A 15,339-nucleotide genomic window follows, 5' to 3' on the forward strand; every position below is an offset into this window, starting at 1 on the left:
AAACAGGAAGCACATTATGACCACACTTTATCAGCAATATCAGGATCTGAAGGCGGCACAGCCAAAGAAATATGCCCGCGATCTGGCGCGCGAACTGGCGATTAGCGAAGCGCAACTGACTCACGCCCGCGTCGGTTATGACGCACAGCAACTGCGTAATGAGATGCGCGAGATTTTGCAGGCGCTTGAAGCCGTGGGTGAAACCAAATCCATCACCCGCAACGAGTACGCCGTACATGAACATATCGGCCACTACACCAATCTGAATATCGGCGATCATGCCGGACTGGTACTGAACCCGCGCGCGCTGGATCTGCGTCTGTTTGTTAATAGCTGGCACAGCGCCTTCGCGCTAAAAGAGCAGAGCCCGCGCGGCGCGCGCCAGAGCCTGCAATTCTTTGATGCGCACGGCGATGCGGTGCTGAAAGTGTATACCACCGACCAGACTGATGTTGCCGCATGGGATGCGCTGATTGCGCGATTTGTGCAGCCTGACGCTGGTGAACTGGGTGTGATACCCGTTGTCGCAGAGAGCCTGAGCGCTGCGCCTGATGCCGTAGTGATAGAGCAGGAATGGCGGGCGATGACGGATGTTCATCAGTTCTTCCGCCTGCTAAAACGTCACAATATCAGTCGTCAGCAGGCATTTAATGCCGTGCCTGAGGATCTGGCGGTGCAGGTCAGCAATCATTCCCTGCGCCAGCTGCTGGAAATGGCGAAAACCGACGGCAATGAGATTATGATTTTTGTCGGCAACCGTGGCTGTGTGCAGATCTTTACCGGCGTGATTGAAAAACTGCTGCCAATGGATAACTGGCTGAATATCTTTAATCCGCAATTTACCCTGCACCTGATTGAAGATGCTATCGCCGCAAGCTGGATCACGCGTAAACCCACCGCTGACGGACTGGTCACCAGCCTTGAACTGTTTGCTGCCGACGGCACGCAAATTGCGCAACTTTATGGTCAGCGTACTGAAGGCCAGCCGGAGCAGATGCAGTGGCGCCAGCAGCTGGCGGCGCTAAGCGCCGAAGGAGTAAGCGCATGAAACGCTGGCTGATTGCGCTGTTGGCCCTGCCGCTTTCCACGCTCGCCGCCGAGCGCGTGGTATCGATTGGCGGTGACGTTACACAGATTATTTATGCCCTTGATGCACAGCAGGAGCTGGTAGGACGAGACAGCACCAGTCTGCATCCGGCGCAGGTCACTAAGCTGCCCGATGTCGGCTATATGCGCCAGCTAAATGCCGAAGGCATTCTGGCGCTGAAACCGACGCTGGTGCTGGCCAGCGAGCTGGCGAAGCCTTCGCTGGTATTACAGCAAGTTGAGCAGGCAGGCGTAAAAGTGGTGACGGTGACCGGCGCAACCGATCTGAAAGCTATCGACAGCAAAATCGCGACTGTTGCCGGGGCGTTACAGCATCAGGAGGCGGGCAAGAAACTGCAGCAGAGCATTGATAAGCAGCTGTCAGCCCTGCCAGCGCAGCCGCTGCCGGTCAAAGCGCTGTTTATTCTGGCCCATAGCGGCATGACCGCGATGGCGGCCGGTCGCAATACCGCTGCTGATGCCGCCTTTACGGCCGCCGGAGTACAGAATGCGATGGGCAATATTCAGCGCTATCAGCCGTTATCACAGGAAGGGGTGATCGCCAGTGCCCCCGATCTGGTGGTGGTCAGCGTTTCTGGTATGGATAAGATCGGCAGCGAGGAGAATCTGTGGAAACTGCCAGGTCTGGCAATGACGCCAGCCGGCAAAAACAAGCAGCTGCTGGTGGTGGATGATATGGCGCTGCTCGGTTTTGGCCTTGATACGCCGGGCGCAATAGTAAAATTGCGGAAAGCAGCGGAAGCGGTCGCCAAATGATCGATCGTTTTCCGCTGCGCTGGCTGGCGGTGATGCTGATTAGTCTGCTGCTGCTGGCGCTACTGGCCGCTAACCTTGGGGCGATGCGCCTGTCATTGTCGATGGTCTGGAATGCGCCGCACGACAGTATGCTGTGGCAGGTCTGGTGGAATATCCGTCTGCCTCGGGTGTTGCTGGCGATGCTGGTCGGCGCGGCGCTGGCGCTGTCAGGCGCAGTCATGCAGGGGCTGTTCCGCAATCCACTGGCCGATCCTGGCCTGCTGGGAATCAGCAGTGGCGCGGCGCTGGCAGTGGCGATTTCGGTGGTGCTGCCGCTGGCGTTGCCGGCCATCCTCGCGCTGTATGTGCCGATGCTGGCGGCGTTTATCGGCAGCCTGACGATTACGCTGGTGATCTTTACCCTTAGTCGCCTCGGGCAGACCGGTTTGTCGCGTCTGTTGCTGGTGGGAATCGCGATTAACGCCCTCTGTGGCGCGGCGGTGGGTGTGCTGTCGTGGATCAGTAATGATCAGCAGTTACGCCAGCTGTCGCTGTGGGGGATGGGCAGTCTCGGTCAGGCGCAATGGGCAACGGTGCTGGCCTGCGCCTCACTGATTATCCCGGCGGCGCTGCTGATCCAGTGGCGCGCGTCGCGTCTTAATCTGCTGCAATTTGGCGAGGAGGAAGCGCACTATCTGGGGGTCGATGTGCAGCGCACCCAGCGCCATCTGATGATCCTCAGCGCCCTGCTGGTGGCTGCGGCGGTAGCGATCAGTGGCGTGATTGGCTTTATCGGTCTGGTGGTGCCGCATCTGATGCGCATGTGCCTCGGGGCCGATCACCGCTGGATGCTACCCGGTTCGGTGCTGGCGGGGGCAATTCTGTTACTGATCGCCGATACGCTGGCGCGCACGCTGGTGGCGCCGGCTGAGATGCCGGTTGGCCTGCTGACCAGTCTGCTTGGCGGTCCGTGGTTTCTCTGGCTAATTTTACGTCGTCAGGCAGGCAATCATGGATAAGCTATTACAGGCGCATGGCCTGAGTTACCACGCCGCTGGCCGCCGCCTGATTGATACGGTTTCGCTGCAGATGCATGCCGGTGAAATGGTATCGCTGATTGGTCCAAACGGCGCCGGTAAATCGACGCTGCTGCGCCTGCTGACCGGTTATCTCCCCCCTTCCGCCGGTTATTGCGAGCTGCATGGCATCGCGCTGTCTGAATGGTCACAACAGCAGCTGGCGCGTCATCGTGCGGTGATGCGCCAGCAGAGTACGCTGGTGTTTCCACTGGCAGTACAGGACGTAATCGCCATGGGTCGGGCGCCCTGGCCGCAACACGCGGTGATGCCGGTGGTCAGAGAAGTGATGGCGTTAACCGGCTGTGAAGCACTGGCAAAACGTGATTATCGTCAGCTGTCAGGCGGTGAACAGCAGCGGGTGCAGTTAGCCCGTGCGCTGGCGCAGTTATGGCAACAGGATGGCCCACAAGGCTGGCTGTTTCTCGATGAACCAACCTCAGCGCTGGATCTTTATCATCAGCAGCATGCTTTGCGATTGCTGCATCAGCTGACGCGTCAGGGCAAGCTGACGGTATGTTGCGTGCTGCACGATCTTAATCTGGCGGCGCTGTGGTCGGACCGGATGCTGTTACTGCATCAGGGCAGTCTGGTCGCCAGCGGCACGCCGGCAGAAGTGATGACGGAAGCTACGCTGACGCGCTGGTATCAGGCCGATCTGCTGGTACTGCCCCACGCCAGTGAAGCCGTACCGCAGATTGCACTGCGCCGTTAGCTGGAGCAGCTGACCTCAACTTTTTTACCCCAGTCCGGCGGACGCTGCGCCAGATCAGCAAACTCAGGCGCATCGTCAAACGGACGGGCGAGCGCCTGATGTAAGCGCGTCAGTACGCTGATATCATCCAGTTCCGCCCGTTCAATCGCCTGCTGAGCCAGGTAGTTACGCAGAATAATCGCCGGGTTAACCGACTTCATCAGCGGCTGACGCACCTCGTCACTGCTCTGATCGCGCAGCAACCGCTGGCGATAGTCGTTGTACCAGCGGTCAAAGGCGTCACGGTCAATAAATTCGTCGCGCAATGGCGAACGGCTCTCATCCTGTTGCGTCATACTTAACAGACGGAAAGTGCGCGTATAGTCACTGCCCTCATGGGTCATCAGGCTTAACAGACCGGTGAGAATATCGTTATCGCCTTTCTCGCTGGTCAGCAGCCCCAGTCTGGCGCGCATTTTGTCGCCCCAGGCACGCATCAGCTCGGGTTCATACTCCGCCAGCGCCTGTTTCAGTTGATCGGTACTCATCAGCCCGGAAAGCGCATGCGCCAGCCGGTTAAGATTCCACAGACCCACCACCGGCTGATTATCAAATGCATAGCGTCCCTGATGATCGGAATGGTTGCAGATAAAACCCGGCTGATAATCGTCAAGGAAACCGTAAGGACCGTAGTCAAGCGTAATGCCGAGAATCGACATATTGTCGGTATTCATTACGCCGTGGGCGAAACCGATGCTTTGCCAGTGGGCAATCAGCCGCGCGGTGCGTTTTACTACGTCGGTAAACCACAGCAGATACGCATCCGCGTCACCGACCAGCCCAGGCCAGTGATGAGCAATCACATAGTCAGCCAGCTGCTGCAGTTTTTCCTGCTGGCCGTTATAGAAGAAGTGTTCGAAATGGCCAAAACGCACATGGCTCTCGGCCACACGCAGCAGCATAGCGCCACGCTCGGTGGTTTCGCGGTACACCGGTTCATCGCTGGTAACCACGGTTAATGCGCGCGAGGTCGGCACGCCGAGATGGTGCATCGCCTCTGAGGCAAGAAATTCGCGCAACGTGGAGCGCAGTACCGCACGACCATCGCCCATCCGCGAGTAAGGGGTCAGTCCGGCCCCCTTCAGATGCCAGTCAAATTTACGGCCATCGGCAAGCTGCTGTTCACCGAGCAAAATACCGCGCCCGTCGCCCAGCTGTCCGGCCCAGACGCCAAACTGATGACCACTGTAAACCTGCGCCAGCGGTTGCATGCCCGGCAGCAGGGTTTCACCGCTCCACAGGGTAGCTTTATCCGCGGTAAACCAGCTGTCATCAAGGCCAAGTTGTTGCGCAAGAGAGTCGCTGTGATACAGCAAACGCGGATTTTTTAATGGGGTGGGATTCAGTGCGGTATAGAAGCCGGGTAGTTCATTAAACCAGCTATTATTGAACTGCATGCTGCCTCCTTAAAAGCAAAACCGAGGCAATTTCTGATAAAAATCAGACAGGAAATGACGCTTTCACTGGCCCAATTTTTTCAGTTTACCCCCTGCCCGCTTCAATAGACAGGGGGTAAACCGGCTTTTCTATCCGTAGAAATCCGAAAGCTCTTTTGGTGGCCGAATTAATGCGCCCAGCGATGCTTCATCCACTGCCGGAAACAAAGCACTCTGAATACCGGAAAAAGGATACTTGCTGATTTCTTCCAGACCTTTCGCATCGTCAACGCCCTGCACAATGATCTGCTGGCAGTGTGGAGCAATATTATTCAGCACAGCATTTATAAAAGGTGCAAAAGATAGCCGCCTGATATTGTGCTGAATAAATGTTTTATCTAATTTCACCCGGTAAAAAAGGTTGTCATAAACCGCTTTTGGTGTGGCTTTCCCCGCGCCAAAATTTTGCAGACTAAGATAAAACTGATCGCTTAACGCCGCCAGCAGCGGATTATCTCTACCTTCTGATAAATTCGCGAAGCTTTCATTAATTTCCAGTTCGAGACAATCTAACAACCCCATTTTGTGTAAAAGAAACTCGCTATCTAAAATCGCCTGGGCGATCATTTCGTCAATATTAATAGCGACATGCAGATCATGATGACTAAAGAAATCATAATGTTTTTCTACTAAACTAATTTGGCTTTGCAGCAGTGCGATGCGTTGCTCAAACGTAAGCTGCGCAATCAGCATCTCAACCGGGATCGCCACATTAGCCGTTTCATGCGAGAACCACGAGATAAGTTCCACGGCAGTCAACTGACCCGTCAGGGTGTAAATAGGATAAAATGCTGCACTAATATCATAGTCAGCAGCTAAATGGATTTTCATTTTGTTAAGCCATTATTAAGTGGCAGTTTGCGCATCCTATAACAACAAATTATGACAATCAATAGCGCTAATGGGCCTTCAGCTGCATTCGGCTTTGCTCAGAGAGAAAAGCGCCTGACAAAACGTAAAGAAAATTAACGATTGAAAGTCATAAATTGTGCTTATCCTTAGATAGCAGGTACGCGTCGGAAAGGTTTTCTACTGTCGTAGCGAGTGACGAAGCGGGAAAATCTGAGTTAAGGGAATATAAAAAAATCGTCTAATTGAAATAGTATCATTCACAGCGCCGAAAAACCTGAGATGATTATCTCCTTTTTCCGTCGCTGAATAAATGCGCATTTATCTGAAACTATTCGCAGACTATTAAATAGTTTCAATCATTTTAAATCCTGCGCGCCTGCCAGAATACTTTTCGCCAATAAACATTATCCAGCGAAGATCGGATCACACCCCTGCTGGTTGAGGCATGAATAAACTGATTATCGGTATCATAAATGCCGACATGCAGACCATTTTCCCCGCTGCCGGTTTTGAAAAATACTAAATCGCCAGGCAATAACTCGTCTTTGTCGATGCGGGTGCCCACATCAGTCTGGGCTTCAGTGGTACGCGGTAATTGCAGATCAAAGCGGTCGCGGAAGGTGAGATAGACAAAACCGGAGCAGTCAACGCCACCACGGCTCATACCACCGTAGCGATAAGGAGTGCCGCGCCACTGACCCAGCTGTTCATTAAGCTGGGCAATAACCGTAATCGAATCCGACAGTCGTCCATTTGGCGGCGGAGCATGACTGCTGCAACCCGCCAGAATAAGCACAATAACAACAAGCCAGATGCGCATAACAGCAGTTCCCGGAGAAAAGATAAAAATAACTTTATACTATACAACGAGTAGAAACCATCGGCACGGGCAGCGAGAACGCCGCCCCTACAGGCAGGTTTGGAGCCGTTTCCGGCTCCCACGCTAATCCACCAGCGTGGTCAGAATCTGATGCCCTTCAACGGTGAGTTTGCGGAATGGCACCTGATACAGCTGTTCAAGTTGCTCCGGTTGCATGACTTGTTGCGTCGCGCCCTGAGCGATCACCGCCCCCCCTTTCAGCAGCCATACCTGCTGCGCATGACGCAGGCTGTGATTGAGATCATGGCCACTCATAATTACCGTCACACCCGCCTGACACTGAGCCAGCAGCAGGCGATCCAGCGCCGCCTGTTGCGCCACATCCAGCCCGGCCATCGGTTCATCCAGCAGCAGCAGTTTGCCGTGGGAATTGGCCTGCGGCGTAATTTGTAACAGTACCGCCGCCAGTCGCACTCGCTGCCACTCGCCGCCGGAAAGCTGATTAAGCGGTCGCGCCAGCTTATCTGTCAGTTGCAGTTCAGCCAGAATATGCGCTAATACCGTATCGCATGACTGATCGGCATATTGCAGATGCTGTTGCAGATAGTGAAATACCGCCATCAGACCGGGCGGCAGCTGTTGCTGGTGCAGCCAGCCGCGATGACGCGCCAGCTGCTGACCACTCCAGATCTCCAGCGGTTTATCGAGAAACTGAATGCGTCCGCTGCCCGGTAACAAACCGGACAGTCGTGCCAGTAACGAACTTTTTCCGGCCCCGTTGGGGCCGAGAAGATGGATAAGCTGTCCGGGGGTGACCTGCGCACTAAATGGTGCCAGGCGCCCGGCCAGCGCAGCGCCATCAATATCCAGCAGCATTTAACCGGCCAGCGCCTGCTTAATGCTGTTGACGATAATCGGGTCATCCGGCGTCATATCCGGCGAAAAGCGTTGCAGCACTTCACCATTACGCCCGATCAGGAACTTTTCGAAGTTCCACAGAATATCGCCGCTGGCTTTTGGCGCCCGGCCTTTGCTGGTCATGCGCTCAAGGAAGCCACTGTCTTCAGGGGCGAGTGCCTGCGGCTGCGCCGCCGTCAGCTGCGCATACAACGGATGGCGATGATCACCATTGACCTCAATTTTACTGAACATCGGGAAGGTCACACCGTAGGTGGTGCTGCAAAAGGTTTTAATCTCTTCGTTAGTGCCCGGCTCCTGCTCAAGAAACGCATTGCACGGAAAGCCCAGAACATCGAAGCCCTGCGGGTGCAGTTCTTTCTGCAACTGCTCCAGCTGCTCATATTGCGCGGTTAAACCACATTTTGACGCCACGTTAACCACTAACAGTACTTTACCTTGCCACTGTTGCAACGTGGTCTTCTCACCATCCAGCGTCACCAGTTCTGTATCATAAATACTCATGCGGATTTCCTGTGTCAGGGTTGGATTTGCCAGCTACTGCTGGCGACGATTGTTCAGTAATAACCAGATAAAAATCGGCGCGCCCAGCGTGGCGGTCACCACACCAATCGGCAGTTCCGCCGAAGTCAGCACCACGCGAGCGACAATATCGGCGCCCAGCAACACTGCGGCGCCCGCCAGCGCGCATGCCGGTAACAGTATGCGGTGATCGGTCAGCCCATTAAGCCGCAATATGTGCGGGATCACCAGACCAACAAAGCCGATAGCGCCAGCCAGCGCCACGCTGACACCCACCAGCCAGCCAATCGCCATTACCAGCAGATTACGCCATAACGCCAGCGGCAGACCCAGCTGACGCGCGGAAACTTCACCCAGCGCCAGTAAATTCAGCGCGCGTGACTGCGCGGTCAGCCACAACAAGATCGGCAACAGCGCCAGCATCAGCCAGCGGTAACGCCAGTCAATGCCACTAAATCCTCCCATCATCCAGTACATTAACTGGCGCAGATCGAGACTGCTGCTGAAATAGACCGCCCAGGTCATCACTGCGCTACAGATAATCCCCAGCGCCACACCGGCCAGCAGCAGGCGACTGCTGGAGAGATGATGACGGGCAAAACGCAGCAGAATCAGCGTCGCCAGCAGTGCGCCTGCGATGGCGGCAAGACTATGGCTCCAGGGTTGCCCGTTACCGAGCATCACGCTTAATACCAGCCCGACCCCGGCGCCATTGGAAACGCCCAGTAATCCAGGCTCTGCCAGTGGATTATCAAACAGCGCCTGCATCACCGCGCCAGCAACGGCCAGCGACGCCCCGACCAGCAACACGGCCAGCGTACGCGGTAAACGCAGTTGCCAGACAAACAGCTGCCCCTGCTGACTGAACCAGGCGTCAGGCGCAATCCAGCTGTCACCGGCGCACAGGCTGATCACCGTCACTGACAGCGTCAGCGCCAGCAGCAACCATAGCCAGCGCCGCCCATAGCGATCGGCGCGCAGCGACAGGTGCGAAAGCAGAGTCATTGGTGGCTCTTTATCAAAGAAAACAGGGTTTTAATTGTAGTGGCTGTGGGCAAAAAAGATAGAGCCAGCAATGCTGGCTCCGGGGGAAATGATTAACGATGCTGATCCTGCGGTGGCACAGGCTGTTGATTATCACCTTTGCCGTTGCCCTGAGCTTTCTGTCCGCCGCCCTGCTGCGACTTACCATGACCATTATCATGTTGGGCAGCCTGCTGATGCTGTGGCTGGCGCTGCGGTTGCGGCTCTGGCTTCGCCGCATGCTGTTTGGGCGCGTGCTTCTGCCAGCCATTACCATTCCAGTAGTCACCGCGTGGACCACGTTCGCCTACACGACGGCCATGATGCGACTTCCACCAGGACGGCTCACGCCAGTCGTAACCATCCCAGTAATCACCACGATCGTTACGATCGCCAATCGAAACAGAGACTCCCGGTGTATTAATATTTATCGAAACACCGGCCTGCGCCAGCAGCGGCATCCCTGACAGGACGCAAAGTAACATAGCCGTTTTTTTCATCGGGCTTTCCTCTCTTTATAAGATGGGCTTGTTATAGCAATACCTTATGCTGCTAACTATCAGCTGACGGATGATTTTCGCCTTACTTTCTGAGAGCTTACGAAATCCTGACATTGTGGAGGGAGCGTGGAAAAATAAACCCGAAGGCACAGAAATGAAAAAGGCCGCTTGCGCGGCCTTTTATATGACTCAGATTAGTCTTCTTTCGGCGAGGCGTTCTCAACCCGACTTTTAAGCTTCTGACCCGGGCGGAACGTCACCACGCGCCGTGCCGTAATCGGAATATCTTCGCCAGTCTTTGGGTTACGTCCCGGACGTTGATTCTTGTCGCGGAGATCAAAGTTGCCAAAACCGGACAATTTGACCTGTTCGCCATTTTCCAAAGCACGTCTCACTTCTTCGAAAAACAGCTCAACCAGCTCTTTGGCATCCCGCTTGCTAAGCCCAAGCTTCTCAAACAGGTATTCAGACATTTCAGCTTTTGTAAGCGCCATAGGTTCAATCCCTCAAGGATGCTTGGAATCGCTCTTTCAGTGCCTCTACACATCTTGCAACAGTAGCGGCAATCTCCTCTTCTTCGAGTGTCCGGCCGGTATCTTGCAAAATCAGGCTGATAGCGAGGCTCTTATAACCCTCATTTACACCCTTACCGCGGTACACGTCAAACAAGTTTACGCCAACTACCTGATTTACGCCAACTTTCTTACACTCGGCGATGATATCTGCTGCAGGCACGTTTTCGGCCACCACCACAGCGATATCACGGCGGTTTGCCGGGAAGCGTGAAATCTCGCGCGCTTCAGGCAGCACGCGGTCTGCGACCTTATCCCAAAGCAGTTCAAACACTAAGGTGCGTCCGTTAAGATCCAGCTTACGTTCCAGCTCAGGATGCACCACACCGATAAATCCGATTTTCTCACCGTGCAAATAAATTGCCGCACTTTGACCCGGATGAAGCGCCGGATTGGCTGCGGCCCGGAACTCAATGGACTCCAGTTTACCCGTCAGATCCAGAACCGATTCTAAATCACCTTTTAAATCATAGAAGTCTGTTGCCTGTCGCGCCAGGTCCCAATGCTCTTCATAGCGATTACCACTTAATACACCTGACAGCATAAGATCCTGACGGATACCGAGGTTTGCCTGTGTATCAGGCACAAAGCGTAAGCCGCTCTCAAACAGGCGCACTCGGCTCTGCTGACGGTTCTGGTTGTACACCACCGCCGACAGTAAACCGCTCCACAAAGACAGACGCATCGCCGACATCTCGACCGAAATCGGGCTTGGCAGTAGCAGATTTTCTTCACCAGGATGCAACAGCGCCTGGATTTTTGGATCAACAAAGCTGTAAGTGATCGCTTCCTGATAGCCTTTATCCACCAGCATCGCTTTCGCGCGCTTCAGCGACAGATTCGCTTCACGGTGTTTAGTCATCACCAGGCTGGCCTGCACCGGCACATCAGGAATATTGTTGTAGCCGTAAACACGCGCCACTTCTTCCACCAGATCCTCTTCGATTTCCATATCGAAACGCCAGCTCGGCGCAATCGCCTGCCATTCACCTTGAGTCGCAGTCACCTGGCAACCCAGACGTTGCAGAATATCGGTCACTTGCTCGTCTGCAATCACATGGCCAATCAGACGATCGAGTTTTTCACGACGCAGACGGATGGTCGCCGCTTGTGGCAGCTTGGCTTCATTGGTCACATCGATAACCGGGCCGGCTTCGCCGCCACAGATATCCAGCAGCAGACGGGTAGCCCGCTCCATCGCTTTATATTGCAGCGCCGGATCAACCCCGCGCTCGTAACGGTGTGAAGCATCGGTATGCAGACCCTGACGACGCGCACGACCGGTAATCGCCAGCGGGCTGAAGAACGCACATTCAAACAGCACGTTGCGCGTCTCTTCGTTGACGCCAGAGTGCTCGCCGCCAAAGATGCCGCCCATCGCCAGCGCCTGCTGATGATCGGCGATCACCAGCGTATCGCTGCTCAGCTTCGCTTCACTGCCGTCCAGCAGGGTCAGGGTTTCGCCCTCTGCCGCCAGGCGCACGATAATACCAGAATCAAGGCGATCCAGATCGAAGGCGTGCATCGGCTGACCCAGCTCCAGCAGCACAAAGTTGGTGATATCAACTACCGGATCGATAGAACGGATCCCGCAACGGCGCAGTTTTTCACGCAACCACAGTGGCGATTCGGCTTTAACATTGATGCCTTTCACCACGCGACCCAGGTAGCGCGGGCAGGCGTCGACGGCATCAACGCGAATCGGGAAGGTATCGCTGATAGTTGCGACGACCGGCGCAATTTCCGGTTCGGTCAGCGGCAGCTGATTCACCACCGCCACGTCACGCGCCACACCGATAATGCTCAGGCAGTCGGCGCGGTTTGGCGTCACGCTAATTTCGATGGTGTTATCGTTCAGCTGCAAATAGTCGCGGATATCGGTACCCACTGGTGCATCGGCAGGCAGTTCGATAATGCCATCATGATCGGCAGAGATCGCCAGCTCAGAGAAAGAGCACAGCATGCCTTCAGACGGTTCGCCACGCAGTTTCGCCGCTTTAATTTTAAAATCACCTGGCAACACGGCGCCAACGGTGGCGACCGCCACTTTCAGGCCAGCACGGCAATTCGGTGCGCCGCAAACGATATCCAGTAACCGTTCGCCGCCAACATTAATTTTGGTCACGCGCAGTTTATCGGCATTGGGATGCTGACCGCATTCAACCACTTCGCCAACTACCACACCATGAAAGTCACCGGCTACGGCGTCAACGCCGTCCACTTCCAGCCCCGCCATGGTGATTTGATCGGATAACGCTTCACTGTCAATGGCTGGGTTTACCCATTCGCGTAACCAGAGTTCACTGAATTTCATTGGTATAACCTGCCCTTATTTAAACTGTTTGAGGAAACGTAAATCATTCTCGAAGAAAGCGCGCAGATCGGTTACGCCATAGCGCAACATGGTCAGACGCTCCATGCCCATGCCAAACGCGAAACCTGAGTAGACTTCCGGATCGATACCGACATTACGCAGGACGTTTGGGTGCACCATGCCGCAGCCCAGCACTTCCAGCCACTTGCCGTTTTTACCCATCACATCCACTTCGGCGGACGGTTCGGTAAACGGGAAATAGGACGGACGGAAACGCACCTGCAGATCTTCCTCAAAGAAGTTGCGCAGGAATTCGTGCAGTGTCCCTTTCAGGTTGGAAAAGTTGATATTTTTATCAACGATCAGCCCTTCCATCTGATGGAACATCGGGGTATGAGTCTGGTCGTAATCATTACGGTAGACGCGGCCTGGCGCGATAATGCGAATCGGCGGCTGCTTTTCTTTCATGGTGCGGATCTGCACGCCCGAGGTCTGGGTACGCAGCAGACGGGTCGCATCAAACCAGAAGGTATCATGGTCGGCGCGCGCCGGGTGATGGCCAGGAATATTCAGCGCATCGAAGTTATGATAGTCATCTTCGATTTCCGGCCCGGTCGCTACTTCAAAGCCGAGCTCACCGAAAAAGGTTTCAATACGATCAATGGTGCGGGTAACCGGATGCAAACCACCGTTTTCGATGCGACGACCTGGCAGGGAGACATCGATGGTCTCCTGTGCCAGACGGGCATTCATCACCGCTGACTCCAGCGCCAACTTCTGCGCATTCAGCGCTTCCTGCACCTGCTGTTTGGCATCATTAATTACCGCACCGGCCGCCGGACGATCTTCCGCTGGCACGTCGCGCAGGGAGCTCATCTGGAGCGTAAGATGCCCTTTCTTTCCCAGATATTCGACGCGTACCAGATCTAACGCGGCGACATCATGGGCATCTTCGATGGCTGCCTTAGCACTGGCAACCAGGTCTGCGAGATGTGACATTGTTTCCTCTTCTTCCAGCCTGCATGGCCGGTCTGTTTTTTTGTTGGGACTCAAAGTCCGATTATCATTACGCCGAAAACAAAAAAGCCTCCACGAGGGAGGCTTTTAGCGCGATTTTTCGTTTCTTCTCTTTGCGCAAAAGCCCCCGGTTGTCAGGCGCTAAAGTAAAAAAAGAAACGGAAAATAGCAGCATTCATGCTTGCGTTACCTTATAGAGAATCTTATCTGAAGTTTATCAGTCATCTGAACCGCTCTATTGAAAAGCCAGCAGGCACAAATGTCAATCTTTTGCTTGAGTTACAGGAAATAAAAGAGGGAGACGAGCTCCCTCTCTTAACTACCCGTCATACTTCAAGCGGCAGGCGCGTTGGCTGCGCCCGTTCACCCCAGTCAGATAGTAATCTATGCTCCTGGGGATTCGCGGCCTTGCCGCCTTCCTGCCGCTCGAATTATTTAGGGTATTCTGACTTACGCCAGAGCTGCTTTCGCTTTTTCAACCAGTGCCGAGAAGGTCACTTTGTCGAATACAGCGATGTCAGCCAGAATCTTACGGTCGATTTCAACAGAAGCCTTTTTCAGGCCATTGATGAAGCGGCTGTAAGACAGGCCGTTCTGACGAGCTGCTGCGTTAATACGCGCGATCCACAGCTGACGGAACTGACGTTTACGTTGACGACGGTCGCGGTAAGCATACTGACCAGCTTTGATGACTGCCTGGAAGGCAACGCGGTAAACACGTGAACGTGCACCGTAGTAGCCTTTGGCTTGTTTTAAGATTTTTTTGTGACGTGCGCGAGCAACTACACCACGTTTTACACGAGCCATTTAGCTCTCCTGAATTATATTCTGTTTAAAAAAAAATTTACTTATGCGTACGGCAGGCAGGCAATAACCAGACCCAGATCGCCTTTAGACACCAGGCCTTTCGGACGCAGATGACGTTTACGCTTAGTAGATTTTTTGGTCAGAATATGACGCAGGTTAGCGTGTTTACGCTTGAAGCCACCAGAGGCGGTCTTCTTGAAGCGCTTAGCCGCGCCACGTACAGTTTTAATCTTTGGCATTTCAAAAATTTCCACTTCGCATTGTTAATAAAATGAATCAGACAGGCGAGTCACCGTGCAGCGCGAACGCTGCGCGGTAAACTACTTGAATGGCCTACTGCTTCTTCTTGGGAGCGAGCACCATGATCATCTGGCGGCCTTCGATCTTCGAAGGGAAGGATTCGACAATGGCCAAATCCAGATCTTCACACAGATCTTTACGGACGCGGTTAAGCACTTCCATACCGATCTGCTGGTGCGCCATCTCACGACCACGGAAACGCAGCGTGATTTTGGCTTTATCGCCATCTTCCAGAAAGCGAATCAGGTTGCGTAGTTTGACCTGATAGTCGCCATCATCGGTTCCAGGACGGAATTTAATTTCCTTAACCTGGATAACTTTCTGCTTCTTCTTCTGTTCCTTAGAAGATTTGCTTTTTTCGTAGAGGAACTTGCCGTAATCCATGATACGGCATACAGGCGGTTCGGCGTTAGGGCTGATTTCAACTAAATCAACACCTGCTTCTTCAGCTTTCTCGATAGCTTCACGCAGACTAACAATACCCAGCTGCTCGCCTTCGATGCCTGTCAGACGCACCTCTGTTGCACGGATTTCACCGTTAATTTTATTTGGTCGCGTCGGTAGAACTCGTTTTCCGCCTTTAATA

Annotated in this window: 18 protein-coding genes and 1 other annotated feature; of the genes, 4 read left to right on the forward strand and 14 right to left on the reverse strand. The window is 54.2% G+C overall.

What is annotated here, in order from left to right; genetic code table 11:
* The first annotated feature begins 16 nt into the window (after positions 1 to 16).
* From N5923_RS20670 to N5923_RS20685, 4 genes are read left to right on the forward strand one after another with little or no spacing between them, the layout of a single operon-like run.
* Positions 17 to 1,048 carry a hemin-degrading factor gene (locus N5923_RS20670; protein ID WP_267144194.1) on the forward strand — a complete coding sequence of 344 codons (1,032 nt, stop codon included), beginning with the start codon at positions 17 to 19 and terminating at the stop codon, positions 1,046 to 1,048.
* Positions 1,045 to 1,863, forward strand: coding sequence for a heme/hemin ABC transporter substrate-binding protein (locus N5923_RS20675; protein WP_267144193.1), 819 nt, complete (start codon positions 1,045 to 1,047; stop codon positions 1,861 to 1,863). The genes N5923_RS20670 and N5923_RS20675 overlap by 4 nt, the downstream gene beginning before the upstream one ends.
* Complete coding sequence (locus tag N5923_RS20680; protein WP_267144192.1) at positions 1,860 to 2,861, forward strand: FecCD family ABC transporter permease; 1,002 nt, start codon at positions 1,860 to 1,862, stop codon at positions 2,859 to 2,861. Before N5923_RS20675 ends, N5923_RS20680 begins: the two co-directional genes overlap by 4 nt.
* Positions 2,854 to 3,633, forward strand: coding sequence for a heme ABC transporter ATP-binding protein (locus N5923_RS20685; RefSeq protein ID WP_267144191.1), 780 nt, complete (start codon positions 2,854 to 2,856; stop codon positions 3,631 to 3,633). The genes N5923_RS20680 and N5923_RS20685 overlap by 8 nt, the downstream gene beginning before the upstream one ends.
* Here N5923_RS20685 and N5923_RS20690 read toward each other — a convergent pair.
* The 14 genes from N5923_RS20690 to infC form a co-directional block, all read right to left on the reverse strand.
* On the reverse strand, positions 3,630 to 5,069 hold the full coding sequence (locus N5923_RS20690) for a protein adenylyltransferase SelO (protein WP_267144190.1): 1,440 nt from the start codon (positions 5,067 to 5,069) through the stop codon (positions 3,630 to 3,632). The genes N5923_RS20685 and N5923_RS20690 overlap by 4 nt on opposite strands.
* A 129-nt stretch (positions 5,070 to 5,198) precedes the next feature.
* On the reverse strand, positions 5,199 to 5,939 hold the full coding sequence (locus N5923_RS20695) for an EAL domain-containing protein (RefSeq protein ID WP_267144189.1): 741 nt from the start codon (positions 5,937 to 5,939) through the stop codon (positions 5,199 to 5,201).
* A 382-nt stretch (positions 5,940 to 6,321) separates the two neighbouring features.
* The gene (locus tag N5923_RS20700) at positions 6,322 to 6,780 is read right to left on the reverse strand and encodes a C40 family peptidase (RefSeq protein WP_267144188.1); all 459 of its coding nucleotides are present in this window, start codon (positions 6,778 to 6,780) and stop codon (positions 6,322 to 6,324) included.
* Between the two features lie 123 nt (positions 6,781 to 6,903).
* Entirely contained in the window at positions 6,904 to 7,656 is a 753-nt protein-coding gene (btuD, locus tag N5923_RS20705; RefSeq protein ID WP_267144187.1) for a vitamin B12 ABC transporter ATP-binding protein BtuD, read from the reverse strand.
* Positions 7,657 to 8,202, reverse strand: a complete 546-nt coding sequence (locus tag N5923_RS20710; protein ID WP_267144186.1) for a glutathione peroxidase — start codon at positions 8,200 to 8,202, stop codon at positions 7,657 to 7,659.
* A gap of 33 nt (positions 8,203 to 8,235) precedes the next feature.
* Complete coding sequence (btuC, locus tag N5923_RS20715; RefSeq protein WP_267144185.1) at positions 8,236 to 9,225, reverse strand: vitamin B12 ABC transporter permease BtuC; 990 nt, start codon at positions 9,223 to 9,225, stop codon at positions 8,236 to 8,238.
* 92 nt (positions 9,226 to 9,317) lie between these two features.
* The gene (locus N5923_RS20720) at positions 9,318 to 9,743 is read right to left on the reverse strand and encodes a DUF2502 domain-containing protein (RefSeq protein ID WP_267144184.1); all 426 of its coding nucleotides are present in this window, start codon (positions 9,741 to 9,743) and stop codon (positions 9,318 to 9,320) included.
* Between the two features lie 194 nt (positions 9,744 to 9,937).
* Positions 9,938 to 10,237, reverse strand: coding sequence for an integration host factor subunit alpha (gene ihfA, locus N5923_RS20725; RefSeq protein WP_017802142.1), 300 nt, complete (start codon positions 10,235 to 10,237; stop codon positions 9,938 to 9,940).
* A gap of 4 nt (positions 10,238 to 10,241) precedes the next feature.
* Positions 10,242 to 12,629, reverse strand: a complete 2,388-nt coding sequence (gene pheT, locus N5923_RS20730; RefSeq protein WP_267144183.1) for a phenylalanine--tRNA ligase subunit beta — start codon at positions 12,627 to 12,629, stop codon at positions 10,242 to 10,244.
* A 15-nt stretch (positions 12,630 to 12,644) separates the two neighbouring features.
* Positions 12,645 to 13,628 (reverse strand): phenylalanine--tRNA ligase subunit alpha, encoded by a 984-nt coding sequence (pheS, locus tag N5923_RS20735; RefSeq protein WP_267144182.1) that lies wholly within the window; start codon positions 13,626 to 13,628, stop codon positions 12,645 to 12,647.
* A 77-nt stretch (positions 13,629 to 13,705) separates the two neighbouring features.
* Positions 13,706 to 13,830: a sequence feature (Phe leader region), on the reverse strand.
* The gene (gene pheM, locus N5923_RS20740; protein ID WP_106120997.1) at positions 13,781 to 13,825 is read right to left on the reverse strand and encodes a pheST operon leader peptide PheM; all 45 of its coding nucleotides are present in this window, start codon (positions 13,823 to 13,825) and stop codon (positions 13,781 to 13,783) included. It overlaps the preceding feature by 45 nt.
* Before the next feature lie 266 nt (positions 13,831 to 14,096).
* Positions 14,097 to 14,453 (reverse strand): 50S ribosomal protein L20, encoded by a 357-nt coding sequence (gene rplT / locus N5923_RS20745; protein WP_017802139.1) that lies wholly within the window; start codon positions 14,451 to 14,453, stop codon positions 14,097 to 14,099.
* Between the two features lie 41 nt (positions 14,454 to 14,494).
* Positions 14,495 to 14,692 (reverse strand): 50S ribosomal protein L35, encoded by a 198-nt coding sequence (rpmI, locus tag N5923_RS20750; RefSeq protein ID WP_010275699.1) that lies wholly within the window; start codon positions 14,690 to 14,692, stop codon positions 14,495 to 14,497.
* A 94-nt stretch (positions 14,693 to 14,786) separates the two neighbouring features.
* Entirely contained in the window at positions 14,787 to 15,338 is a 552-nt protein-coding gene (gene infC, locus N5923_RS20755; protein ID WP_040462415.1) for a translation initiation factor IF-3, read from the reverse strand.
* Position 15,339 lies beyond the last annotated feature (1 nt).

This window comes from Winslowiella arboricola, assembly GCF_025527015.1.
GTDB classification, from domain to species: domain Bacteria; phylum Pseudomonadota; class Gammaproteobacteria; order Enterobacterales; family Enterobacteriaceae; genus Erwinia; species Erwinia arboricola.